This window comes from Brevundimonas sp. FV2ps16 (assembly GCF_058681075.1).
Genome location: NZ_CM178728.1, coordinates 1,571,305 through 1,594,946 on the forward strand (window position 1 = coordinate 1,571,305; position 23,642 = coordinate 1,594,946).

General features: G+C 68.4%; 28 protein-coding genes. 16 read left to right on the forward strand and 12 right to left on the reverse strand.

Going from position 1 to position 23,642, the window contains the following annotated elements; genetic code table 11:
• The 3 genes from ACW170_RS07515 to ACW170_RS07525 form a co-directional block, all read right to left on the reverse strand.
• Complete coding sequence (locus ACW170_RS07515) at window positions 1–198, reverse strand: hypothetical protein (protein ID WP_492089017.1); 198 nt, start codon at window positions 196–198, stop codon at window positions 1–3.
• Between the two features lie 102 nt (window positions 199–300).
• Entirely contained in the window at window positions 301–792 is a 492-nt protein-coding gene (locus tag ACW170_RS07520) for a BA14K family protein (RefSeq protein WP_492089018.1), read from the reverse strand.
• 91 nt (window positions 793–883) lie between these two features.
• Window positions 884–1,408 carry a hypothetical protein gene (locus ACW170_RS07525; protein WP_492089019.1) on the reverse strand — a complete coding sequence of 175 codons (525 nt, stop codon included), beginning with the start codon at window positions 1,406–1,408 and terminating at the stop codon, window positions 884–886.
• A 213-nt stretch (window positions 1,409–1,621) separates the two neighbouring features.
• On the opposite strand from ACW170_RS07525, the gene ACW170_RS07530 reads away from it, so the two are divergent.
• Together ACW170_RS07530 and ACW170_RS07535 are read left to right on the forward strand one after the other, a co-directional pair.
• Window positions 1,622–2,824, forward strand: a complete 1,203-nt coding sequence (locus ACW170_RS07530) for a threonine ammonia-lyase (RefSeq protein WP_492089020.1) — start codon at window positions 1,622–1,624, stop codon at window positions 2,822–2,824.
• The gene (locus ACW170_RS07535; RefSeq protein WP_492089021.1) at window positions 2,805–3,323 is read left to right on the forward strand and encodes an FKBP-type peptidyl-prolyl cis-trans isomerase; all 519 of its coding nucleotides are present in this window, start codon (window positions 2,805–2,807) and stop codon (window positions 3,321–3,323) included. The genes ACW170_RS07530 and ACW170_RS07535 overlap by 20 nt, the downstream gene beginning before the upstream one ends.
• A gap of 52 nt (window positions 3,324–3,375) precedes the next feature.
• Here ACW170_RS07535 and queG read toward each other — a convergent pair whose 3' ends face one another.
• Together queG and ACW170_RS07545 are read right to left on the reverse strand one after the other, a co-directional pair.
• Window positions 3,376–4,491: a tRNA epoxyqueuosine(34) reductase QueG gene (gene queG / locus ACW170_RS07540; protein WP_492089022.1), complete on the reverse strand. Its 1,116-nt coding sequence runs from the start codon at window positions 4,489–4,491 to the stop codon at window positions 3,376–3,378.
• 194 nt (window positions 4,492–4,685) lie between these two features.
• Entirely contained in the window at window positions 4,686–5,228 is a 543-nt protein-coding gene (locus tag ACW170_RS07545) for a DUF2239 family protein (protein ID WP_492089023.1), read from the reverse strand.
• Between the two features lie 58 nt (window positions 5,229–5,286).
• Between ACW170_RS07545 and ACW170_RS07550 the strand changes: the two genes are divergently transcribed.
• Window positions 5,287–5,622 carry a GIY-YIG nuclease family protein gene (locus tag ACW170_RS07550; protein ID WP_492089024.1) on the forward strand — a complete coding sequence of 112 codons (336 nt, stop codon included), beginning with the start codon at window positions 5,287–5,289 and terminating at the stop codon, window positions 5,620–5,622.
• 11 nt (window positions 5,623–5,633) lie between these two features.
• Here ACW170_RS07550 and fzlA read toward each other — a convergent pair whose 3' ends face one another.
• Window positions 5,634–6,320 carry an FtsZ-binding protein FzlA gene (gene fzlA, locus ACW170_RS07555; protein ID WP_492089025.1) on the reverse strand — a complete coding sequence of 229 codons (687 nt, stop codon included), beginning with the start codon at window positions 6,318–6,320 and terminating at the stop codon, window positions 5,634–5,636.
• A 43-nt stretch (window positions 6,321–6,363) separates the two neighbouring features.
• Window positions 6,364–7,377 carry a cation diffusion facilitator family transporter gene (locus tag ACW170_RS07560; RefSeq protein WP_492089026.1) on the reverse strand — a complete coding sequence of 338 codons (1,014 nt, stop codon included), beginning with the start codon at window positions 7,375–7,377 and terminating at the stop codon, window positions 6,364–6,366.
• Window positions 7,378–7,541: 164 nt separating this feature from the next.
• Between ACW170_RS07560 and ACW170_RS07565 the strand changes: the two genes are divergently transcribed.
• The 12 genes from ACW170_RS07565 (at window position 7,542) to ACW170_RS07620 (ending at window position 17,341) form a co-directional block, all read left to right on the forward strand.
• Window positions 7,542–8,711 (forward strand): citrate/2-methylcitrate synthase, encoded by a 1,170-nt coding sequence (locus tag ACW170_RS07565; protein WP_492089027.1) that lies wholly within the window; start codon window positions 7,542–7,544, stop codon window positions 8,709–8,711.
• A gap of 21 nt (window positions 8,712–8,732) precedes the next feature.
• On the forward strand, window positions 8,733–9,533 hold the full coding sequence (locus ACW170_RS07570) for an undecaprenyl-diphosphate phosphatase (protein ID WP_492089028.1): 801 nt from the start codon (window positions 8,733–8,735) through the stop codon (window positions 9,531–9,533).
• A gap of 47 nt (window positions 9,534–9,580) precedes the next feature.
• Entirely contained in the window at window positions 9,581–10,492 is a 912-nt protein-coding gene (locus tag ACW170_RS07575) for a class I SAM-dependent methyltransferase (RefSeq protein WP_492089029.1), read from the forward strand.
• Window positions 10,493–10,530: 38 nt separating this feature from the next.
• Window positions 10,531–11,220 carry a pseudouridine synthase gene (locus tag ACW170_RS07580; protein ID WP_492089154.1) on the forward strand — a complete coding sequence of 230 codons (690 nt, stop codon included), beginning with the start codon at window positions 10,531–10,533 and terminating at the stop codon, window positions 11,218–11,220.
• A gap of 27 nt (window positions 11,221–11,247) precedes the next feature.
• Window positions 11,248–11,511, forward strand: a complete 264-nt coding sequence (locus ACW170_RS07585) for a type II toxin-antitoxin system Phd/YefM family antitoxin (RefSeq protein WP_489179547.1) — start codon at window positions 11,248–11,250, stop codon at window positions 11,509–11,511.
• A complete protein-coding gene (locus ACW170_RS07590) occupies window positions 11,508–11,921 on the forward strand; it encodes a type II toxin-antitoxin system VapC family toxin (protein ID WP_476695375.1) in 414 nt (137 codons plus the stop codon). Before ACW170_RS07585 ends, ACW170_RS07590 begins: the two co-directional genes overlap by 4 nt.
• Window positions 11,918–12,559 (forward strand): phosphoribosylanthranilate isomerase, encoded by a 642-nt coding sequence (locus ACW170_RS07595; RefSeq protein ID WP_492089030.1) that lies wholly within the window; start codon window positions 11,918–11,920, stop codon window positions 12,557–12,559. Before ACW170_RS07590 ends, ACW170_RS07595 begins: the two co-directional genes overlap by 4 nt.
• Window positions 12,560–12,636: 77 nt before the next feature.
• Window positions 12,637–13,839, forward strand: coding sequence for a tryptophan synthase subunit beta (trpB, locus tag ACW170_RS07600; RefSeq protein ID WP_492089155.1), 1,203 nt, complete (start codon window positions 12,637–12,639; stop codon window positions 13,837–13,839).
• On the forward strand, window positions 13,836–14,309 hold the full coding sequence (locus ACW170_RS07605) for a hypothetical protein (RefSeq protein WP_492089031.1): 474 nt from the start codon (window positions 13,836–13,838) through the stop codon (window positions 14,307–14,309). The genes trpB and ACW170_RS07605 overlap by 4 nt, the downstream gene beginning before the upstream one ends.
• Complete coding sequence (gene trpA, locus ACW170_RS07610; RefSeq protein ID WP_492089032.1) at window positions 14,306–15,148, forward strand: tryptophan synthase subunit alpha; 843 nt, start codon at window positions 14,306–14,308, stop codon at window positions 15,146–15,148. The genes ACW170_RS07605 and trpA overlap by 4 nt, the downstream gene beginning before the upstream one ends.
• A 10-nt stretch (window positions 15,149–15,158) precedes the next feature.
• Window positions 15,159–16,049 carry an acetyl-CoA carboxylase carboxyltransferase subunit beta gene (locus ACW170_RS07615; RefSeq protein ID WP_492089033.1) on the forward strand — a complete coding sequence of 297 codons (891 nt, stop codon included), beginning with the start codon at window positions 15,159–15,161 and terminating at the stop codon, window positions 16,047–16,049.
• A gap of 5 nt (window positions 16,050–16,054) precedes the next feature.
• Window positions 16,055–17,341 carry a bifunctional folylpolyglutamate synthase/dihydrofolate synthase gene (locus ACW170_RS07620; RefSeq protein ID WP_492089034.1) on the forward strand — a complete coding sequence of 429 codons (1,287 nt, stop codon included), beginning with the start codon at window positions 16,055–16,057 and terminating at the stop codon, window positions 17,339–17,341.
• A gap of 172 nt (window positions 17,342–17,513) precedes the next feature.
• Here the strand turns inward: ACW170_RS07620 and ACW170_RS07625 are convergent, their stop codons facing one another.
• Window positions 17,514–17,699, reverse strand: coding sequence for a hypothetical protein (locus ACW170_RS07625; protein WP_492026509.1), 186 nt, complete (start codon window positions 17,697–17,699; stop codon window positions 17,514–17,516).
• A 123-nt stretch (window positions 17,700–17,822) separates the two neighbouring features.
• On the opposite strand from ACW170_RS07625, the gene ACW170_RS07630 reads away from it, so the two are divergent.
• Entirely contained in the window at window positions 17,823–19,406 is a 1,584-nt protein-coding gene (locus ACW170_RS07630) for a GH39 family glycosyl hydrolase (RefSeq protein WP_492089035.1), read from the forward strand.
• 59 nt (window positions 19,407–19,465) lie between these two features.
• Here the strand turns inward: ACW170_RS07630 and trxA are convergent, their stop codons facing one another.
• From trxA to ACW170_RS07650, 4 genes are all read right to left on the reverse strand, one after another.
• Window positions 19,466–19,801 carry a thioredoxin gene (trxA, locus tag ACW170_RS07635; RefSeq protein WP_054764133.1) on the reverse strand — a complete coding sequence of 112 codons (336 nt, stop codon included), beginning with the start codon at window positions 19,799–19,801 and terminating at the stop codon, window positions 19,466–19,468.
• Between the two features lie 192 nt (window positions 19,802–19,993).
• Window positions 19,994–20,671 carry a bifunctional 4-hydroxy-2-oxoglutarate aldolase/2-dehydro-3-deoxy-phosphogluconate aldolase gene (locus tag ACW170_RS07640; RefSeq protein WP_492089036.1) on the reverse strand — a complete coding sequence of 226 codons (678 nt, stop codon included), beginning with the start codon at window positions 20,669–20,671 and terminating at the stop codon, window positions 19,994–19,996.
• A 159-nt stretch (window positions 20,672–20,830) separates the two neighbouring features.
• Window positions 20,831–21,358 (reverse strand): hypothetical protein, encoded by a 528-nt coding sequence (locus ACW170_RS07645; RefSeq protein WP_492089037.1) that lies wholly within the window; start codon window positions 21,356–21,358, stop codon window positions 20,831–20,833.
• Window positions 21,359–21,472: 114 nt separating this feature from the next.
• Window positions 21,473–23,560, reverse strand: coding sequence for a catalase (locus tag ACW170_RS07650; RefSeq protein ID WP_492089038.1), 2,088 nt, complete (start codon window positions 23,558–23,560; stop codon window positions 21,473–21,475).
• Window positions 23,561–23,642 lie beyond the last annotated feature (82 nt).

Below are 23,642 nucleotides of genomic sequence, written 5' to 3' on the forward strand. Positions count from 1 at the left end.
CTAGCCGGCGGCGAGGCCGGGACCGAAGACGGCGGCGGCGCCCAGGACGCCGGCGATCAGCATAGCCGCGGCCCCGGCGATGAAGGCGGTGGCCGTGCGGGCGCGGCGGCGGCGCATGCCGCCCGCGCGATACTTGCGGATCAGGATCATGGGGCCCCGGGTAAAGGCCTCGGACCCGATGATGTTGTGCTGGGACAAGAAGGCGCTCCCCGACTGTCTCGTGAGCGGGGATCTGTCCGGGGTCGGAGTGGTCAGAAGATGGCGATCCGCGTTACCGGGGTCGCATCTTCGTGAGCGGGGTCAGCCGCAGAAGACCAGCCGCCCGTCATAGGTCCGGTAATAGCCGCTGGCGGGATCGTAGGAGCGGTAGGCGCTGCGGCACCAATCCATGCGACGCGCATCACGGCCGCCATGGCCATAGGTCGAGCCGCCGCCGGGGTAGATCAGGTCTGGACGGCCATAGGCGCCGGGATAGACGCTGGGGCCATAGCCGTAGCCTGAGGCGCGGTAGCGGCGCGGATGCGCCGGCCGCTGATCCCGCCAGGCGGCGCCGCAGTCGGTGCGGCCGGCGTCCCAATAGGCGTCGCAGCGGTAGTCGCCCGGTCGGTCGGCCTGACCGTTGAAGTCGTAGCGGGCGCCGTAGTCCCTGGCGCCGTAATTCAGGGAGCGATAGCTGTCCCGCCCCTGATAGGCTCCGTGGTCGTAGCGGGTCGGGGGCTCGTACCAGGTCTGGGCCACCGCTGGTGCGGAGGACAGGGCCGTGGCGACGGCGGCGATCAGGGCGAGTCTCATGATGTATCCCCAGAGCGGCCGAAGGCCGGGGCGGATGGGAACGCTTACTGAAGACGCTTACTGAAAACCCTTACGGGGCAGATTTACCGAACTAGAGCGTCACATTGACGACGCGGCCGCCCCGGGTGTCAACGCGCCGCATCAGCACCAGGGGGGCTTCGTCGCCGGTGCGGACCGGGACGATCAGGAACCAGCCGCCGTCGGGCAGGCCGCTGAAGCGGAAGCGGCCGTTGGCGCAGGTCTCGGAGCGGACGAAGCCGCTGTAGTTGGCGTTGGCGTCGGGTACGGTGCGGGCGCGAACGACGGCGGCAGGGACGGCGGCCCGGTCGGTCGAACCGTACAGCGTGCGGAAGCGGGCGCGGGTGTAGGGGGTTACGGGCGTCAAGCCGACGGAGGCGACGCAGTCATAGGTCTTGCCGTCCTGAACATAGGCGATCCGGCCTTCGATGGCGGCCTGGCCCGAGCGTTCAGACCAGGCGAAGTCCGCCGTGTTGAAGGCGGCGGGGCCGCCGACGGGGGTTCCCGTCGGGAAGGTGGTCGGGGCGCAGGCCGACAGGGCGGTCGCGGCCAGCGCGGCGGCGAGAACGGCGCGGGGGGCGAGGGGACGGATCGACATAGGCTTCCTCCGGAAATCCGGCCTGCCCTCGGGGAGCCGGAGCCGGAATGATCGTGGACCGGTCGCGGGGGTGCGACGGCCCTCTATCGCACGGGCGATAACGTCTGTTCCACGGTCAAGGTTGCACCCTCTGGACCAGGAACCGACAAAGCGCGAAACAGGCGGGAGAATTCGTCGGGCGCGCCGCCCGGCCGCCTGTACTGGAGTGCGCCCATGACCGTCACCTTCGCCGATATCGAGGCGGCACAGGGCCGAATCGCCGGCCAGGTCGATCGCACCCCGACCCGCTACTCCCGCAAACTGTCGCAGCTGACCGGGGCCGAGGTCTGGGTCAAGTTCGACAATCTGCACTTCACCGGCAGTTTCAAGGAGCGCGGGGCGCTGAACCGGCTGCTGATGCTGACGCCGGAGGAGCGCAAACGGGGGGTGGTGGCGGCCAGCGCCGGGAACCATGCCCAGGCCCTGGCCTATCACGGCGGGCGGCTGGGCGTGCCGGTCACCATCGTGATGCCGGAGGGGACGCCCTTCGCCAAGATCAACGGCACCCGGTCCCATGGAGCGACTGTGGTGATCGAGGGGCTGGACTTCACCGGATCGACCGAGGCGGCTCAGCGGCTGAAGGCGGAGAAGGGCTATGTCTTCGTCTCGGCCTTCGACGACGAAGGGATCGTGGCTGGCCAGGGGGTCTGCGCCATCGAGTTGCTGGAGGACGCGCCGGATGTCGACGCCCTGCTGATCCCCGTCGGCGGGGGCGGGCTGATTGCGGGCTGCGCCATTGCGGCCAAGGCGATGAAGCCAAACATCAAGGTGTTCGGGGTCGAGGCGGCGCGATACCCGTCCTTTACCGCACGGCGGGCGGGCAAGCCGCCGGTCTGCACCGGTCAGACCATCGCCGAGGGCATCGCCATCAAGGCGGTGGGCGAGATCCCCTTCGCCCTGGCCGACCCGCTGGTGGACGAGGTCTTCGTCTGCGAGGAAGCGGACTTCGAACGGGCGGTGGCCCATTACGTCACCTATGAGAAGACGGTGTCGGAGGGGGCGGGCGCGGGCGGTCTGGCGGCCCTGCTGGCCTATCCCGAGCGGTTCAAGGGGATGAAGGTCGGGCTGGAGCTGTGCGGCGGCAATATCGATGCGCGGATGCTGGCGGTGGTGCTGAACCGCGAGATGGTCCGTGAACGGAGGTTGATCGTCTATCGCATCCTGGGCGACGACCGGCCGGGCATGCTGTCGGCCATGGCGGCGGTGATCGGGGGCCTGGGCGGTAATATCATCGACGTGGTCCACAACCGTCTGGCCCTGGATGTGCCGGCCAAGGGCGCCGAGTTCGACATCATGGTCGAAACGCGCGATAGCGCCCACGCCGACGAGATCGGCGAAGCCTTGAAGGAACGCGGCTATGAACTTCGGATGGGGTAGGGCGGCGGTCGTCGCTGTTCTGATGCTGGCGGGCTGCGGCCGGTCGGAACCGGTCGATCCGAACGCGGGCAAGGCCGAGGCGGCCGCCTTCCTGGAGAAGAACGCCAAGGCGGAGGACGTCGTGACCCTGCCGAGCGGGCTTCAGTACCAGGTGGTTCAGTCGGGTGCGGCCGGCGGCGTCAGCCCGGACCGCAACGACCTGGTCAAGGTCGATTACGAAGGCAAGCTGGTCGACAATACCGTGTTCGACAGCTCGTTCGCGCGCGGGGCGCCAGCGGTCTTCACGCCGGAGACGGTCGTGCCCGGCTGGACCGAGGCCCTACAGAAGATGCGCGTCGGCGATGAGTGGATACTGTTCGTGCCGCCGGCCCTGGGTTACGGCGAGGTCGGCGGGGGCAGCGATATTCCGCCCAACGCCGTGCTGATCTTCCGGCTGAAGCTGCTGGATGTGGCGCCCGTGCCGGGCGGCGGATCGGGCGTCGGGACCGGGATGGGGTGAGTGAAGGGCGTCTCCGTCCTCCCTTGTGAGGGGGCGTCCATACATTCAGAAATTAGGCGCGCAAGCCCTGCCATTCCTCCAGAACCTGGGCGTCGGTCTCATTCGCGGCCTGGGCCAGGGCGGTGAAATCGGCGGGGGCCATCAGACGCGACAGGGCCCAGACGGCGGCGCCGCGCACCAGGGTGGCGGGGTCGCTGAGCAGGGCCTGCGTCGGGGCGATCAGGGCCGGGTCGTTGGAATTGCCGACCGCATAGAGGACGTTCCTCAGGAACCGGTCGCGGCCGATGCGCTTGACCGGGCTCTTGGTGAACAGGGCGCGGAAGGCGGCGTCGTCCAGCGTCAGCAGGTCGGACAGCCGCGGGCTGTTGAAGGCGGGGCGGGGCGTCAGCCGGATCTCGCGGGCTTCCTGAGCGAACTTGTTCCAAGGACAGACGGCTAAGCAGTCGTCGCAGCCATAGATGCGCGACCCGGTCAGGGTGCGGAATTCCACCGGCCACGGCCCCGCGAATTCGATGGTCAGGTAGGACAGGCAGCGCCGGGCGTCGAGCTGGAACGGGGCGGGGAAGGCGTTGGTGGGGCAGGCGTCGAGACAGGCGGTGCAGCGGCCGCAGTGTTCGGTCTCTGCCGCGTCCGGTTCGATCTCGGCGGCGGTCAGGATGGTGCCCAGGAACAGCCAGTTGCCGTGGGTGCGGCTGAGCAGATTGGTGTGTTTGCCCTGCCAGCCCAGGCCGGCGCGCTGGGCCAGGGGCTTTTCCATCAGGGGGGCGGTGTCGACGAAGACCTTGATGTCGGCGCCGTTGCGGGCCGCGATCTGACCCGCCAGCTGTTTCAGCCGACCCTTGATGACCTCGTGATAGTCGTCGCCGCGCGCATAGACCGAGATATAGGCGGCGGAACGGTCGGCCAGCTGGTCCAGCGGATTGTCGTCGGGGCCGTAGTTCATGCCCAGGACGATGGCGGTCTTCGCCTCGTCCCACATGGCGGTGGGGTGCTGGCGGCGGTCCAGGGTCGTTTCCATCCACGCCATGTCGCCGTGCCGGCCCTCATCCACGAAATGCCGCAGCCGCTCGCCCGCGGGCCAGGCGTCGGCGGCCGAGGCGAAGCGGCAGACGTCGAAGCCGAGCTCGGCCGCGCGTTGGCGGATGAAGGTTTTCAGGCGGTCAGACACGGGCGGGGGATAGCACGAAATCGGGCGAGGAAGACCGTCCCCCGCTTGCGGGGGAAGTGTCAGGCCGTGGCGCGCAGCGACACGCCTGACGATGGGGGAAGTCTAGCCTTTGGCGACACTCCCCTCTCCGCCCCTGGTCCGCTGCGCGGACGCCGGGCCACCTCTCCCGCAAGCGGGAGAGGGTCTTGGGGCGGTCATTCGTCCGAGGTGGGCGCGCCGTCGAATAGTTCAAGGATCTGGCCCTGGATGTCCGCAGGCCACGGCGTGATCAGGGCGGCGAGCCGGTCGCGGTCTGCGGCGAACAGGGCGCGGCTGGCTTCTTCGAAATCGGGGGCGTCGCCGGCCATTTCGACCATGAAGCCATAGGCGGCCTCGGTGCGGCGGCACCGCGCGTCGTCGTCCGCGCCGGCCTTGCGGGCCTGGTCCACCAGACGTCGCAGGGCGGCCGAGGCGCCGCCGGGCTGGGCCGCCAGCCAGTCCCAGTGGCGAGGCAACAGCGTGACCTCGCGCGCGGCGACGCCCAGACGCGGACGACCGCGCCTGGCGGCCCGAGCGGGTTCTGTCTCGCGGGGGTCCAGATCGACCGGCCGACCGGTCGCCAGATCGAACACGCGCAACGCGGCTTCAGGTGAGACCACCAGAGCCTTGCGGAAGGCGGCCGCCACAGCGGCGTCCGAGCCTCTGGCGATGCGGCGGGGGCCGTCGAACAGAACCAGATCGCGATCTTCGTTGCTCATGTATTTACCCGGGTGAAATTAGCTGGCATGTTTATACCCGGATAAATAAGAGGACGCCATGACCCAGACGAATCGCAAGACCCTGATCGCGGCATACAAGGAGCGGCCGATCATCGCCGGGGTCTATGCCGTGATTTGCAGCGCCACGGGTCAGGCGTGGGTCGGCAAGAGCCGCCACATCGACACCGAACAGAACGGGTTGTGGTTCGCGCTGCGACATGGCGGCAGCCCCTATCGGTCGCTGCAGGCGGCGTGGAAGGCGCATGCGGCCGAGGATTTCCGGTTTGAGCAACTGGACCGCCTGCCGGAGGACATTTCCGACCTGCGGCGCAAGGATGAACTGGCCAGTCGGGCGAAGCTGTGGATCGCGCGCTTGGGCGCGGAGGCGCTTTAAGGGGGCTCGCCTTAGAAATCCAGGTCCGCGTACCAGGCCGAGGGCGGCACGCCGACGAAGCGGTCCGCCAGCAGGGGGCGGAAGCAGGGGCGGGATTTGAGTTTGGAGTACCAGGTCTTGAGCGCGGGCCAGTTGGCCCACTGGACCTCGCCGAAATAGTCGAGGACGGACAGGTGGGCGGCAGCGATCAGGTCGGCCTGGCTGAGGCGGCGGCCGGCCAGCCAGTCGCGGGCGGCGACCAGCTCTTCCAGCATGGCGAGGTGGGATTTCAGGGCGTCGCGGCCGTGGCGCAGGGCGCGGGCTTCGGGCGGACCCAGTTTGAGCAGGGGTTTCTCCATCCGCTCGTGCAGCAGGACGGCGTCGACCTCGTCGGTGAAGCGGCGCTCGAACCAGCCGGTCAGGCGGCGCGCCTCGGCCCGTTCGGCGGGGTCGGCGGGCAGGAGCAGGGGGGATTTCTGCTGGTCCTCGATCCAGCCCAGGACGGCGGGCAGTTCACACAGGGTCAGGGGGCGGCCGCGGTCGGTGGTCTGGACCACGGGCGGCAGGCCCGAGGGGTTCAGGTCATTGACCGGGCAGTCGTCTTCCCACGGACGAACCGGCGTGTCGGTCCATTCGATGCGCGCCTCGCCCAGGGCCAGGCGCGCGGCGCGCGAGGCGGGCTGGAAGGCGAAATGGAACAGGACGCTGGACTCGGACATCACCGCTTAATGCGCCGGCATCCGTTAATGTCCGTTTACCGGATCAGGACCAGGGGCCCTTGGGACGGGGCTGGAGCGGCGCCGGGGAGGCCGGCGCCGCAGGCTCCAACGGGGGCGAGGCGGGCGTCGTCTCGGCCGGCTGGGGGCGGGGGCGGCCGCGCGGGTCGGCGTGGATCAGGATGTCGGCGCTGGGATAGTGGCTGAGGATGCGGTTCTCGGCCTCGACGACGATGGCGTGGGCGGCGTCCAGCGTCAGCTCGGGGTCCAGGTCGACGTGCATCTGGACCATCATCACCTGGCCCGCCATGCGGGTGCGCAGCTGGTGGACGCCGGAGATGCGCGGATCGGCCAGGACGGCGTGGGTGACGGCGGCGCGGTCGGACTCGGGCGCGGCGCGGTCCAGCAGGTGGTCGGCGGCGGCCTTCAACATGCCTGTGGCGCCCCAGAAAAGCCAGACGGCGACCACCAGGCCGGCGGCGGCGTCCAGGCCGGGCGCGTTCAGGAAGGCCCCGGAGATCACCCCGATCAGCACCACCAGATTGGCGGCCAGATCTGCGGCGTAGTGGGCGCGGTCGCCCGCGACGGCCATGGAGCCGGTCTTCTTCATCGCCCGGGTCTGCATCCAGACTAGCCAGGCGGTGATGGCGATGGAGACGATCACCACCCCGCTCGCCCAGCCGCCCGAGGTGACGGGGCGCGGGTCGAAGATGCGGTGAAGGCCCTCCCAGCCGATGAAGACGGCCGAGGCGAAGACCAGGCCGGCCTGGACCAGGGCGGCCAGGGCCTCGCCCTTGCCGTGGCCGTAGCGATGATCCTCGTCCGGCGGGGCGGCGGCCCAGCGGACGGCGTAGAAGGCAGCCAGAGAGGCGACCAAATCCAGCACCGAGTCTGTCAGGCTGGCCAGGATGGAGACCGAGCTCGAGGCGCCCAGGGCGAAGGCCTTGAGCGCGATCAGGACCAGGGCGACCCCGACCGAAAGACGCGTGATGCGCCGGGTCGCCAGATGGGCGTCCTCGATCGGCGTGGGCGCGGGCGGAGAGGCGGGCGGCGTCGTCATCAGGCTCCCTTGTCGCGCAATCATGGCCGAAAGCCAACCGGGAGGAAGTCGAGGCGGCAAATCCAGCGCCCCAACTGGATCAAGCGGTGCGTTAGCGTTAAGGACATGAAACGGCGCTATGTCGGTTTCGGTTCTCTACTTGTGGCATCGGTCGTGGAGACGACATGAGCGCTGACGAACGTTGGATCGCGAGAAGCGAGGCCCTGACCCGACTGGGGGTGAAGGCCCAGACCCTGTACGCCTATGTCAGCCGGGGCCGGATCGCGGCCCGGCCGGACCCTACTGATCCCCGACGCAGCCTGTACGCCGTGTCCGACGTCGCGCGGATGTGCGGCGAGGGCGAGGAGGTCGAGGCGTCCGAGGTCCGCAGGCCGGTCGTGGGGGCGGCGGCGCGCGGCGAGGCGGACATCCAGTCGTCGGTGTCCCTGATCGTCGATGGACGGCTGTTCTATCGCGGTCTGGACGCGGTGCAGATGTCCGAGGCCGCCACGGCTGAGGCGGCGGCGCGCACCCTGTGGGACGCGCGCGAGGCGGATCCCTTCGCCGAGTTGAAGCCCCGGATCGATCCCATCGTCGGCGGCGCGACCCAGAGGCGGGTGCTGGCCGTGCTGGGCCGGCGCGCCATCGAGGACCGGTCGCTGCGGGCGCATGACGGAGCCAGTCTGAAACGCGAGGCGGCCTCGCTGCTGAGCGAGGTGGTGGACAGCGTGTCTGGGCCGGGGCCGCGCCTGTATCTGCACCAGCGGCTGGCGCGCGGGTTCAAGACGGCCGAGCGCGACAGCCATCTGATCCGCCGGGCCCTGGTCCTGGGGGCCGAGTGCGGTCTGGATGAAGCCGTGCTGGCGGCGCGGGCGGCGGCCGGCGGCGGGGCGCCCCTGGCCGGAGCGGTGCTGGCGGGCGTGACCACCCTGTCGGGCCGGGCCCTGACGGAGATGGACGAGGTGACCGCCTATGTCGGCGAGGCGCGGCGAGATCCGGCCGGGGCGGCCCGGCGTTGGATCGGGCTGAAGGGCGGCGTGCCGGGCTTCGGCTTCGCGGCGGAGTTCGGCCGGGTCGATCCGCGCGTTCCGGCCCTGCTGGATTCGGCGGACCTGCCCGCCGATCTCAAGGCGGTATGGACCGAAGGCGAGACGGCGGGCGGCCAGGCGGCGAGCTTCGCCCTGGCCCTGGCCCTGATCGCGCGGCGGCTGGACCTGGGGCCGACCGGGGCGGGGGATCTGCTGGTGCTGGGGCGGCTGATCGGTCTGCTGGCCCATGCGGTGGATCAGGCCACGGACGGCTCGCCTATCCGGGCCAGATTGCGCTATGTGGGTCCGGAGCCGGGCTCCCACTGACACCGGCTCTGCGGGGATCACATGTCTGACTGGCTTGCGGCGATCATTCTTGGTCTGGTCGAAGGACTGACCGAGTTCATTCCGGTGTCCTCGACAGGACACATGCTTCTGCTCGGCCATTTCATGGGCTTCGAGAGCTCGGGCAAGACGTTCGAGATCGTCATCCAACTGGGCGCCCTGCTGGCCATAATCAGCGTCTATTTCAAACGGCTGTGGACCCTGGCGACGCGCTGGCCGTTCGATCCGGAGGCGCGGCGGTTCCTGATCGGCCTGTTGCTGGCGTTCGCCCCGGCCGTGGTGATCGGCTTTTTGGCCTATGACTTCATCAAGACCGTGCTGTTCGAAACGCCCCAGGTGATCTGCATCGCCCTGATCGTCGGCGGGGTGATCCTGCTGGCGCTGGACCGGATGGACAAGCGGCCCCAGTGGCTGGACGCCAATCAATATCCGATGCGGATCTATTTCCTGATCGGCCTGTTCCAGTGCCTGGCCATGATCCCCGGCGTGTCGCGCTCGGGCGCCACCATCGCCGGCGGCCTGCTGCTGAAGACCGACAAACGGTCGGCGGCCGAGTTCAGCTTCTTTCTGGCCCTGCCCACCATGGGGGCGGCCGTGGCCTATGACCTGCTGAAGAACCATAAGACGCTGGACTTTAGCGACGTCGGCCTGATCGTGGTGGGCTTCGTCACCGCCTTCCTGACGGCCCTGGTGGTGGTGCGGTTCCTGCTGGACTTCGTGTCCAAACACGGGTTCGGCCCCTTCGCCTGGTGGCGGATAGTGGTTGGAGTTGTCGGGCTGGCGCTGTTGCAGGCGGGGTTCTGAGTCCCGCGACGCTGGCGAATTGCAGCGTCTGCCTCTAAGGGGCGGGCATGACCACGCTTCTTTACGGCCGACCGCCGGTCGTCTTCGATCCTCCCGGCACTGGAGCGGGCGGCGCGATCCAGACCTCGCCCCTGATCCCCGGCTCCACCGCGCTTGAGACCGTACTCGAGGGTTCGGTCGACGACATCATGATCTACGCCCCGCCCGGCGTGTTGGAGCGGCGCTATGTCCTGGCCCTGGCGCTGAGGGCGCTGAAGGTCGGCGGGCGGCTGGACGTCATGGCGCTCAAGGACAAGGGCGGGTCGCGGCTGAAGAAGGAGCTGACCGGCTTCGGCGTCGAGGTCGGCGAGACGGCCAAGGCGCACCATCGCCGCTGTATCGTGATTAAGCCCGAGACGATGGCCGGGATCGACGCGGCCATAGCCGAGGGCGCGCCACGGATCGTGCCGGGGCTGGAGGCCTGGTCCCAGCCGGGGATCTTCGCCTGGGACCGGATCGACGCGGGTTCGGCCCTGCTGGCGCAACATATGCCGGCGCTGAAGGGGGCGGGCGTCGATCTGGGTTGCGGCTATGGGGCGCTGGCGACGGTGGCCCTGCGGTCGGCGGCGGTGACGTCGCTGCGGCTGATCGACCTGGATCGCCGAGCGGTCGAGGCGGCGCGGAAGAACGTCGAAGACCCGCGCGCGAGCGTCGAATGGGCCGATGTGCGGACGATGATTGCAGAAGGCGAGCTGAACTTCATCATCAGCAATCCGCCCTTCCACGACGGCGGGGCCGAGGATCGCCGGCTGGGCCAGGCCTTTATCAGGAAGGCGGCCGAACTGCTGAAGAAGGGCGGTGTGGCCTGGATCGTGGCCAACCGGCATCTGCCGTATGAGGCCGAGCTGAATACGGCGTTCAATCGGGTGCGGCTGGTTGCGGATTCGGGTGGGTACAAGCTGTTCGAGGCGGTGAAGTGAAGACCCCCACTTCCCGCGTCGACCGACTGCTGGGGTCGATGGGCTATGGATCGCGGGCCGAGATGGCGCGGATGGCCAAGGCGGGGGGGATCGTGCTGGACGGCGCGGACCTGACGGACGTGTCCAAGCGGATCGCGGTAACGCCGGACCTGCCGACCCGGATGGAGATCGACGGCGAGCCGCTGGATCCGGTTCAGGGGCTGGTGATCCTGTTGAACAAGCCGCTGGGCATGACCTGTTCCCACAAGGAAGAGGGCGCGCTGGTCTATGACATCCTGCCGGGACGGTGGCGGGCGCGCGACCCGGCCATCTCGACCATCGGGCGGCTGGACAAGCAGACCACGGGCCTGCTGCTGCTGACCGACGACGGCGACCTGTTGCACCGGGTGATTTCGCCCAAACGCCATGTGGGCAAGGTCTATCGCGCCGGGCTGGCGCGGCCGCTGGTCGGAACCGAGGGCGCGCTGTTCGCCTCGGGCGAACTGGTGCTGGAGGGCGAGGACAAGCCGCTGGTGCCGGCGGTGCTGGAGGTGGTGTCCCCGACCGAGGCCCTGCTGACGGTGACGGAGGGCCGCTATCACCAGGTGCGGCGCATGTTCGCCGCCGCCGGCAACCATGTCGAGACCCTGCACCGCGAACGGCTGGGCGGCCTGACGCTGCCGGCCGATCTGGCGCCCGGACAGTGGCGGTTGCTGACGCCGGAGGAGATCGTGTCGATCTTCGCCTGAGCCGAGATTGTGGACTTTTGACGCCAGATGGCTATCTTGATGGCCATGTCTAGCTACTCCGTCGCCGAAGCCAAGAACAACCTGCCCAAGCTGCTGGATCGCATGCTGGCGGGCGAGGCCGTGACCATCACACGGCGCGGCGTGCCGATCGCGCGGCTTGAACCGACGCAGGAGACAAAGCCGACGTCGGGGCCGATCGATATGGCGTGGGTTGAGAGGGTGCGGATCAAGTCTAAGTCGCCCATCGACTCCGTCACGCTGATCCGGCGCATGCGGGACGAAGAGATTTGACTGTTTATCTCGACACCAGCGTTCTGGTGTCTCTGTTCCATACCGACAAGCACACGCAGCGTACATCGACCTGGATTGCCGACATTGACGATTTCGTTCTGAGCAGTTGGGCGCTGGCCGAGTTTTCCTCGGCCTTGGCGGTCAAGGCGCGAATGCGCCATTTGCTCGACGAGGAGCGGAGGTCGTTTGAACGCGTGTTTGACCAATGGTTGAAGGGCCGGATCGTGCTGTCGGTCGTTGATGGCGACATCGTAGAGTCGCGCGCCATGCTGAGGGCGGACACGAGATTGCGGGCGCCCGACGCCGTGCATTTGGCCATCGCCGCCAGACACGGCTGCGTCGTGGCGACACTGGATGAGGATATGGCCGCGGTAGGCCGCGACATTGGACTGACGGTGATCGTCCCATGAAGACAGCCATCAAGATCTGCGGCCTGACCACCGCCGACACCCTGGACGCCGCCCTGGACGGCGGGGCGGATTTCGTGGGGGCGGTGGTGTTTCCCAAGAGCCCGCGCCATCTGGCGCCCGAGGCGGCGGCGCGTCTGTTCGAACGGGCGCGGGGACGGGCGAAGATCGTGGCGGTGACGGTCGATCCGGACGACGGCCTGCTGGAAGAGATCGCGCGGACGCTGAAGCCCGATTTCATCCAGCTGCACGGGGCGGAGGCCCCGGCGCGGGCGGAAGGCGTGCGGGCCTTGACGGGCGCGGGGGTGATCAAGGCCCTGCCGATCCGGCATGGCGACGACTTCTTCGCCGCCGACGAATGGGATTATCACGCCGATCACCTGATGTTCGACGCCAAGCCGCCGGAGGGTTCGGTTCTGCCTGGCGGGGTGGGGCATAGTTTTGACTGGACCCTGCTGGCGGATCGGGCGTTTCGCCATCCCTGGTTCCTGGCTGGCGGGCTGAATCCCGACAATGTGGCCGAGGCGCTGCGGATCACCGGGGCGCCGATGCTGGACGTCTCCTCTGGCGTCGAAAGCGCGCCGGGTGTTAAGGACCCCGACCGGATCGCAGCCTTCATCCAAAACGCGCGCCGGACGTAATTACGACGCCTCCCTGCGTGAAAGTTGGACTCGTGAACGCTCAAACCCCCATCCAAGCCCTACCCACTGGCCAGCCGTTGTCCAACGCCTATGCCTGGCCGGACGCGCAGGGTCGGTTCGGGCCCTATGGCGGGCAGTTCGTGGCTGAGACCCTGATGCCGCTGATCCACGAGCTGGACGCGGCCTATAAGGCGGCCAAGGCGGACCCGAGCTTCCAGGCTGAGCTGGACGGCTATCTGACCCATTATGTCGGGCGCGAAAGCCCGCTGTATTTCGCCGAACGTCTGACCGAACATTTCGGCGGGGCGCGGATCTGGCTGAAGCGCGAGGACCTGAACCATACGGGCGCGCACAAGATCAATAATTGCATGGGCCAGATCCTGCTGGCGCGGCGCATGGGCAAGACCCGGATCATCGCCGAGACCGGCGCGGGCCAGCACGGGGTCGCCTCGGCCACCGTCTCGGCGCGGTTCGGCCTGCCTTGCACCGTCTATATGGGGGCGGTGGACGTCGAGCGGCAGCAGCCGAACGTGTTCCGCATGCGCCTGCTGGGGTCCGAAGTCTTCTCGGTCACGGCCGGGGCTGCGACCCTGAAGGACGCGATGAACGAGGCGATGCGCGACTGGGTCACCAACGTCTCGGACACCTATTACATCATCGGCACGGCGGCGGGGCCGCACCCCTATCCGGCGATGGTGCGTGATTTCCAGTCGGTGATCGGCAAGGAGATCAAGACGCAGTCGATGGCCCGGATGGGCAAGCTGCCGGAGGCCGTCGTGGCCTGTATCGGCGGCGGGTCGAACGCCATCGGCGCCTTCCACCCCTTCATCGACGACGCGGCCGTGCGGCTGATCGGGGTCGAGGCGGCGGGGCACGGGCTGGATACGCCGGACCATGCGGCCTCGCTGAAGGGCGGTCGATCGGGCGTGCTGCACGGCAACCGGACCTATCTGCTGCAGGACGACGACGGCAATATCGTCGAAGGACACTCGATCTCGGCCGGTCTGGACTATCCGGGCATCGGGCCGGAACACGCCTGGCTGCACGACATCGGCCGGGCCGAATATCGGTCGGCGACGGACGACGAGGCGCTGGAGGCCTTCCAGCTGTGTTCGAAGCTGGAAGGCATCATCCCGGCGCTGGAACCGGCCCACGCCCTGGCGCGGACTGGCGAAGTGGCGCGCGAAGTCGGCAAGGGCGGCGATATCGTCCTGCTGATGTCGGGCCGGGGCGACAAGGACATCTTCCAGGTCGCCAAACACTTGGGAGTGGAACTGTGATCCGTAGCCTGCTGGCGGCGACCGCCGCGCTGAGCCTTTCGACCGCCGTTCAGGCCCAGACGGCGGCGCCCGCGCCTTCGCAGGTCCAGCCCGCCGACGTCGCCCTGCTGCCCGGCGCGCAGCTGTCGCCCGATTGCGGCGGTCTGAACAATCTGGCCGGTCGTGCCTGGTGCGTCACCGCGCCCCTGGGTCAGGTCGGCGCCCTGGCGGACGCCTATATCGCCGATCTGGAGACCAAGGGCTGGCTGGCGGCGGGCGGCGACGAGAATCGCGTCGTCCTGATCAAGCGCCGCGAGGCCGGCGGTTGCGAGGGCATGCAGATGGTCGCCTTCTACGACACCACCAAGACCGCCGTCGCCGAACTGCCCGGCTATCTGGGCTTCGCCGTCGTGCCCGGCGATGTCTGCGCGCAGGCTGCGGCAGAGAAGTCCGCCGCCGAGAAGCCCGCTTCGGAAACCACGCCGCAATGACCACCGCCCGTATCGACGCCTGTTTCGCCGCGCTGAAGGCCGAGGGCCGCGCGGCCTTTATTCCCTATGTGATGGGGGGCGATCCGTCGCGCGAGGAGGCGCTGGAGCTTCTGCGCGGCCTTCCCGCCGCCGGGGCCGACATCATCGAACTGGGCTTTCCGTTCAGCGATCCGATGGCCGAGGGGCCGCCGATCCAGCGGGCGGCGATCCGGGGGATGAAGGCGGGTTTCGGCCTGCGCTCGACCATGGATCTGGCCAAGGAATTCCGCAAAGGCGACGACGTCACGCCGATCATCCTGATGGGCTATCTGAACCCGATCGAGAGCCTGGGCTATGACGCCTTCGCCGCCTATGCGGCCGACTGCGGCATCGACGGGCTGATCGTGGTGGACTGCCCGCCGGAAGAGGCCGGGCCGCTGATCGAAGCGCTGGACAAGGTCTCAATCTCGCTTATCCGTCTGGCCACGCCGACCTCGGACGACGAACGGCTGAAGATCGTGGTCCAAGGCACTTCGGGCTTCGTCTATTATGTCGCCGTCGCGGGCGTGACCGGCGTCAAGGAGGCGAACGCCGAGGTGGTGGCGCCGGCGGTGGAGCGGGTGCGCAAGGCCTCGGGTCTGCCGGTCGCGGTCGGCTTTGGGGTCAAGACGCCGGAGCGGGCGGCCGAGATCGCGCGCGTGGCCGATGCGGTGGTGGTCGGTTCGGCCCTGGTGGACGAGGTGGCGGCCGCGCTGGAGGCTGGCGAAGCCGTTGCGCCGCGCGTGCTGGCCCGGGTCAAGGCGCTGGGCGACGCGGTTCGGTCGGTGCGGACTGGTGCATCCCTGGCGGAAACCGTCTAAGAGCCCGCCCATGGTCGACAAGAACAAACCCCAGGAAAAGCGCGGCGGCTGGCTGAGCCGTTTCGCGCCCGGCGTCCGCAAGATCGTGTCGCGTCGCGACACCCCCGACAATCTGTGGGTCAAGGACCCCGATACGGGCGAGATGCTGTACCGCTCGGATCTGGAGGCGTCGCTGTGGGTGACGCCGTCGGGCCGCCATATGCGGATCGACGCGCCGACGCGGCTGAAGGCCACCTTCGACGGCGGCCAGTATGAGTCCATCGACACGCCGGACGTGCCGGAAGACCCGCTGAAATTCTCGGACGGCAAGCCGTACAAGGACCGGCTGAGCGCGGCGCGCAAGGCGGCGGGGCGCAAGGACACCATGGCCATCGGCTATGGCGTCGTCGGCGGCCAGGCGGCCGTTGTGATCGTCCAGGACTTCACCTTCATGGGCGGGTCGCTGGGCATGGCGGCCGGCGAGGCCTTCATCAAGGCCGCACGCGAGGCCGTGGCCCGCAAGGTTCCGATGATCTGCTTCACCGCCGCCGGCGGCGCGCGGATGCAGGAAGGCGCCCTGTCTCTGATGCAGATGGCGCGGACCACCCTGGCCATCGAAGAACTGAAGAACGCGAAACTGCCCTATGCCGTGGTCCTGACGGACCCGACCACGGGCGGGGTGACCGCCTCCTACGCCATGCTGGGCGACGTGCACCTGGCTGAACCGGGCGCGCTGATCGGGTTCGCCGGTCCGCGCGTGATCGAGGCCACGATCCGCGAGAAACTGCCGCCGGGCTTCCAGCGCGCCGAATATCTGCAGGAAAAGGGCATGGTCGACCGCGTGGTCGTCCGCGCCGATCTGCCGCGCGTCCTGGGCCAGATCCTGTCCATGCTGATGGGCGGAAACCGCCAGGCGGCCTGACGGCCTTGGACCCGATCTCTGAGCGACTGCGCGCCCGACATCCGCAGCGGATCGACTTGTCGCTGGATCGGATGAAGGCCCTGTGCGCCGCCCTGGGCGATCCGCAGCACAGGCTGCCGCCGGTGGTTCATGTAGCGGGCACGAACGGCAAGGGGTCCACCGTGGCCATGATCCGGGCCATCGCCGAGGCGGCGGGGCTGAAGGTTCATGCCTATACCTCGCCCCATCTGGTGCGGTTCAACGAGCGGATCCGGCTGGCGGGGCGGTTGATCGAGGACGATCAGCTGAACGCCATCCTCGACCGGATCGAGGCCGCCATGGCCGAAACCGGCAGCGAGGCGACGGTGTTCGAGAGCACCACAGCCGCCGCTTTCCTGGCCATGGCCGAGACACCGGCCGATCTGGCCATTATCGAGGTCGGGCTGGGCGGGGTGCTGGACGCCACCAATGTCATCGAGCGGCCGCTTCTCAGCGTCATTGCGCCGGTCGATTACGATCATGCGGAGTTCCTGGGCACGGACCTGGCCGTCATCGCCTCGGAGAAGGCGGGCGTGTTGAAGGCGGGCGCGCCGGCGGTGATCGCGCGTCAGCAGGAAGAGGCGATGAAGGCCATCGAGCGGCGAGCCGTCGATGTTCATGCGCGGCTGACCGTGTTGGGGGTGGATTTCGACGCCTGGGCCGAGCGGGGCGGGCTGGCCTTCCAGACGGCCGAACTGTTCATGGACCTGCCGGCGCCGGCCTTGGCGGGGGCTCACCAGATCGATAATGCGGCTTTAGCCGTCGCGGCGGCGGTCGAGTTGGACCTGCCCGAGGCGGCGATCGCGCAGGGGCTGAAGGCCGTGCGCTGGCCCGCGCGGCTACAGCGGATCTCGGCCGGTCCCTATGGCGAGGCGGCGCGGGCGGCCGATGCCGAACTGTGGCTGGACGGGGGGCACAATCCCCATGCGGCGAGGGCGCTGGCGGCGTTTCTGGCCGAGCGACAGGCGCGGGCGCCGCGTCCGCTGGCCCTGATCTGCGGGATATTGTCGAACAAGGATGCGGGTGGGTTCTTTGCGGCGCTGAAGGACAGTCAGGCGACGGTCTTCACGGTCGGCTTCGACGGCGCGGCGGCCGAGCCGGCGGCCCTGGCGGCCGTGGCGCGCGGGCACGGGCTGGCGGCGACGCCGGCGGGATCAGTGGGCGAGGCGGTGGATCTGGCGCTGCGGCTCGGCGCGGGGCGGGTGGCGATCTGCGGGTCGCTGTATCTGGCGGGCGAGGTGCTGGGGGCCAGCCGCGAGACCTGGCCGGAGTGATTTCTCTCCCTCCCCCTGCGGGGGAGGGGCGTCGCGCAGCGACGGGGTGGGGGCGGCAAGGCAAAAGCGCACTGATCTGACTTGAGATGTGTCGCCCTGCCGTTCCCACCCGGCTCCGGCTACGCCTCCGCCCCCCTCCCCCGCAGGGGGAGGGAGAGTCTGGTGTGCTGTCTTACTTGCTCATCCAGGGGCGGGACTTGCCCGCCGCGATGCGGGCGTTCTGTTCGCGTTGGAAGCGGCCGCCACGCGGGGCCTGGGGCCGGGCGTCGAGCGCCGCCTTCTTCAGGCGCAGAGCGCGCTGAACGGGGGTTTCGTCGGCGGGGGCGGACGGGTCCGGGGTCTGATCGTCGTGGCTCATAGTTCGTGACCTATCACACCGCGACGGGCTTCGTCCCAAAGACGTGAAGCCGCGGCCCGGCGACCGGGTTGCCGGGTATTGTTGTTAGCGCTACCAAAAGAAAAACAACGGCGGATGGAAACCATGGATCGGATGAAGATGGCAGGCCGAGCGGGGCTGGCCCTGATCGGGGCCTTGGCGATGCTGGCGGGGCCTGCGGTGGCGCAGAGCGCGTCGGCCGCTCGGCCCATCGTGGTGGACGCCCGAGGGGCGACGACGCCGCGCGACCGGTTGGCCGACTTCTCGGTCGGGGCCGACTATCCGGGCACGACCGGCCGCGAGGACGCCCTGGCCCAGTTGCAGACGGTGCGCGACGAGCTGGGCTTCCGCTACATCCGCTTCCACGACATCTTCCACGACGACATGGGCGTGTATCGCGAAGTGGACGGCCAGCCGGTCTATGACTGGACCCGCATCGATCAGCTGTACGACCGCCTGCTGGGCATGGGGATCAAACCCTTTATCGAACTGGGCTTCACGCCGGATGCGATGAAGACCTCGGACCAGACCATCTTCTACTGGAAGGGCAACACCTCCCATCCGCAGCCCGAGAAATGGACCGGGCTGATCGACGCCTTCGTGCGACATCTGATCGGCCGCTACGGCGCCGAAGAGGTGCGGTCCTGGTATTTCGAGTTCTGGAACGAACCGAACCTGGACGGCTTCTGGGAACGGGCCGATCAGGCGGCCTATTTCGACTATTACGGCCGCACGGTTCGGGCCATCAAGGCGGTGGATCCGGCGTTGCGGGTCGGCGGACCGTCCACCGCCGGCGCGGCCTGGGCGCCTGAGTTCCTGGCCTATGCCGATCAGCACCAGCTGCCGGTCGATTTCGTCACCACCCACACCTATGGCGTCGAGGGCGGCTTCCTGGACGAGAAGGGCGAGGGGGACAACAAGCTGTCGCGGGCGCCCGACGCGGTCGTCAGCGACGTGCGCAAGGTGAGGGGGCAGATCGAAGCCTCGACCCGGCCGGGCCTGCCGCTGTTCTTCACCGAATGGAGCACCAGCTATAATCCGCGCGATCCGATCCACGACGACTATTTCGGCGCCTCCTACATCCTGACCAAGCTGCGCGAGAGCGAGGGCCTGGTGCAGGGCATGAGCTATTGGGCCTACAGCGACCTGTTCGAGGAGCCGGGGCCGCAGACCAAGCCGTTCGACGGCGGCTTCGGCCTGATGAACCCGCAGGGCGTGCGCAAGCCGACCTTCTTCGCCTACAAATATCTGAACAGCCTGGGCGACCGGGAGCTGCCGACCGGCGACGCCCAGAGCATCGCGGCGCTGAAGGGCGAGACCGTGCAGGTGCTGGCCTGGCGCTATGAACTGCCGGACCAGCCGATCAGCAACCGGCCCTTCTTCCGCCAGGTGCGCGAGCCGTCGGCGGCGGCGCCGCTGGACATCGTGGTTCAGAACCTGACGCCCGGCGTCCACCGCGCGACGGTGCGACGGGTCGGGTTCCGGTCCAACGACGCCTATACGGCCTATCTGGAAATGGGCGCCCCGGCCGCGCTGGACGCCGCCCAGTTGCAGCGGCTGAACGACCTGACGCGCGATACGCCCGAGGTGCAGTCCGTCACCGTCGGGGCCGATGGGCGGGGGCGGCTGAGCGTGCCGATGAAGACCTATGACGTGGTGCTGGTGGAGATCGACCCGGCCCAGCCGTAAAACGAAAACGCCCGCCGGTCTGAACCGGCGGGCGTTTGATCTTCAGCGGTCCGTCAGGATCAGGCGTCGGCCTTGACGCCGGCCTCGGCCAGCCATTCGACGATCTTGCCCTTGGGCATGGCGCCGACCTTCATCGAGGTCATCTGGCCGTCCTTGAACAGCATCAGGGTCGGGATGCCCTTCACGCCCAGTTTGGACGGGGTCAGGGGGCTGTCGTCGATATTGATCTTGGCCACGGTGACCTGACCGCCCAGTTCGTCGGCGATCTGTTCCAGCGCCGGGCCGATCTGTTTGCAGGGGCCGCACCATTCGGCCCAGAAGTCCACCAGCACGGGGGTGGAGGATTTCAGAACGTCGGCGTCGAAGCTTTCGTCCGTGACTTTAACAGTCGCCATGAATGGCTCCTTGGGGCGCGGTCGCCGGGCCTGCGGGGGCAAGCGGCTTGAGCGCAAATGAAAGTTGGCCGGATACGTCCCGGTTCAGTCGCAGATGTGGGAGCGAATCATGGGCAATTCAACTCCCGCCATCGACCGCGTCAGCGCTCCTTCTCCGTCGTCGTCAGGTTTGGCCCGAGGACGACGGGGGGCTTAGGCCTTCGACCCCCGGAACGCCGCCACGGCGTCCACGGTCGCGCGGACCTTGGCCTCGATAGCGGCCCAGTCGCCCGACTTGACGGCCTCGTCCGTCACCAGCTTCGACCCCATGCCCGCCGCCACGATGCCGGCGCCGAACCATTTGGCGATCGAGGCCTCGTCCGGATCGACGCCGCCCGTCGGCATGATCTTGACCCAGGGCATCGGTCCCTTGACCGCCTTGACGAAGTCCGGGCCGCCGACCGACGAACCGGGGAACAGTTTGACGATGTCGCAGCCCAGCTCGTGCGCCTCGCCGATGTCCGTCACCGAGCCGCAGCCGGGGAAATAGGCGACCATGCGGCGGTTGCAGACCTTGGCCACATCGGGGACCAGGCAGGGGCTGACGACAAAGCGCGCGCCCCGGTTCAGATAAAGCGACGCCGTGCCGCTATCGACCACCGAGCCGATGCCCAGCACCACATCAGGGTCGGTCTTGATCAGTTCGCGATTGATCTCGCCGAACAGATCGCAGGCGAAGTCGCCGCGATTGGTGAACTCGACCACCGGCGCCCCGCCGCGCGCGCAGGCGCGAATGACGTTCAGGCTGACCTCGGGATCGGGATGATAGAAGACCGGGCAGACGCCCTGGGTCTCGAGCGCCTGAAGCACGCTGACGCGATCATGGGCCATGTCTAAAATCTCCGCCTGTCCGACCCGCGCCGGAACGCCTGTGTTGCACCGACCGGTCGCCCGGCCTTCACGCCTTGCTTATCCCAGCCGCTACGGAAAGCGAAAGCCGCGCGGCTGGGTTCATAGCGCTGCGGCGGAACATATTGTTTCACGGACGGCTCATTGCGCCGCGCAGGCCGTCCGCGTCAGTTCATAGGCGGCGAACACCTCTTCCGCCCCCGCGCTGTCCCTCATCGTGATCGTCCAGTGCAGCCCCGCCGCCCCCAGGGCCCAGCGGTTGATGAAGCGGGCGTCGGGATAGGTGTAGGCGACCTCGAACCCGTCGGCCGTCGGCGCGCCCGACCCCGTGGCGGTGTAGTCGCCGCCGAAACTGTCGGCCCAGAAGGCGGAGATGGTCTCGGCCGCGCCTTCGGGCGCCGACTTGCCGCCGAAGATCAGGTGGGCGGCATAACGGTCGGCGGGGTCGGCCGTGGCCTCGCTGTCAGCCTCGATCAGAAACAGGGCGCCGTCGGCGACGGGGCGGGCGGCCAGGCGGATCGTCACCGGCTTGCCCATCACCGCGCCCGCGCCCTGCCAGCACCCGGCCAGGACCGTGACCTGCGACGGCACGACGGCGGCGCCCGGCTCCTGAACGGCCGATCCCACAGTCAGGGCGGCGATCATCCAGACACCGGCGACAACAGACATGCGATTCTTCCCCAAACGACGCTCAAGCGTCGCCATATCCTATGCCGCAACCCGGCCCGCCGTCGCCGATGAAATCAAGCGACCTCATCGGCGGGGGACGGACGCGCCGGGGGATCAGGCCAGCATGCGCACCTTCGGCTCGCGGTCCCACTGACGGGTGCGGGCCGGCGTCAGGAAGGCGTCGGCGCCCGACGACAGGTCGATCACCCCTTCGTCCGGCTCGACCCCGGCCTTGTCCAGCAGGGGCTGGGCCTCGGCGGTGAAGCCGACGGCCTTCAGGTGGCCGAAGGCGTCCTTGGCGAAATCGACGGCGGCGCCTTCCTTCATCAACTGGGCGCAGCCGTCCGCCGACAGGACGATGGCCACGGCGTCGAACAGCACCGAGGGACTGCCAGCCAGCTGCCCGTCCGCCGCCAGGGTGGAACCGTCCGCCAGCTTGGCCCCGCCGATCTTGGGCGCGACGACGAAGACCGAACCGCCGTCGCCCTCCACCGCCTTGCGAACCTGGGCGACCACCGCCCCGTCCGACCCGTCGGCGACCAGGATGGCCACCTTGCGGCCCTTCAGGGTGTCGGGATATTTGCCGATGATCCGCAGCGCCGGCGACGGCTCCAGATCGACCGGCGCGACCGCCGGCGTGGACGCCTTGGGCAGGGGCAGGTTCAGCCCCTCCGCCACCCGCTGGGCCAGGGTCTCGTCGACGTTGATCAGGTTGGACAGAACCCGCTCACGCACGTGCGGCAGCGACACCTTGGACAGTTCGAACACGATGGCGCTGGCCAGGTGGGCCTGTTCGGGCGCGGTCTGGGACTGGAAGAACAGCCGCGCCTGGCTGTAGTGGTCGGCGAAGCTCTCGGCCCTCAGCCGCACCTTCTCGCCCTCGACCGGGATGGGCGCCGTGCGGAAGCCGCCCTTGGGATCTTCGCGAGGACCGCCGTCCTCGCCCGCCTCGGCCAGGCTGTTGGGCTCATAGTTGGCGCGGCCCTTGAAGACCTGGGTCTGCATATGGCCGTCGCGCTGGAAGTTCTGGAAGGGGCAACCCTTGGCCTGGTTGATCGGGATCTGGTGGAAGTTGACCGTGCCCAGGCGCGACAGCTGGGTGTCCTGGTAGGAGAACAGCCGCCCCTGCAGCAGGGGGTCTTCGGAAAAGTCGATGCCGGGCACGATATTGGTCGGCAGGAAGGCCGCCTGTTCGGTCTCGGCGAAGAAGTTGTCCGGGTTCCGGTCCAGCACCATCCGCCCGATCACCCGGATCGGATAATCCTCTTCCGGCACCAGTTTGGTGGCGTCCAGAATGTCGAAGGGCAGGGCGTCGGCTTCTTCCTGAGTGAACAGCTGAACCCCGAACTCCCACTCCGGGAAGTCGCCCTGGGCGATGGCCTCATACAGGTCGCGTCGGTGATAGTCGGGGTCGGCGCCGGCGATCTTGACCGCCTCGTCCCAGCAGGTCGACTGCGTCCCCAGCTTGGGCCGCCAGTGGAACTTGACCAGGGTCGCCACGCCCTCGGCGTTGATCAGGCGGAAGGTGTTGACCCCGAAGCCCTCGATCATCCGCAGCGAGCGGGGAATGGCCCTGTCCGACATGGCCCACATGATCATATGGGTGCTTTCCGGCATCAGGCCGATGAAGTCCCAGAAGGTGTCGTGCGCGCTGGCGGCCTGGGGATAGCCCTTGTCCGCCTCCATCTTCACCGCATGGATCAGGTCCGGGAATTTGATCGCGTCCTGAATGAAGAAGACGGGGATGTTGTTGCCGACCAGGTCCCAGTTCCCCTCGGTCGTATAGAATTTGACCGCAAAGCCGCGCACGTCGCGCGGCGTGTCCACCGACCCGGCGCCGCCTGCCACGGTGGAGAACCGTGTGAACAGTTCGGTCTTCTGGCCCACCTCGGTCAGGATTTTGGCGGTGGTGTAGTCGGCCAGGCTGTCCGTCAGTTCGAAGAAGCCGTGGGCGGCAGAGCCGCGGGCGTGGACGATCCGCTCGGGGATCCGCTCATGGTCGAAATGCTGGATCTTCTCGCGCAGGATGAAGTCTTCCAGCAGGGTCGAGCCGCGCGCCCCGGCCTTCAGCGAGTTCTGGTTGTCGCTGATCGGCACGCCATGATTGGTGGTGGTGCGGGTCTCGGGCGTCGAGGCGGTCTGGTGCAACTCGGCGGTTTCGCCCAAGGCGGTCGGCCCGGCGTTGGTTGGGGTTTTGGCCATGTCGGTGTCCTGTGTTTCGGGTAGCCAGGCCCGTGTCTCGGCCGGCGTGGCCCCACCAACGTCGTGCCGGCCATATCGTTCT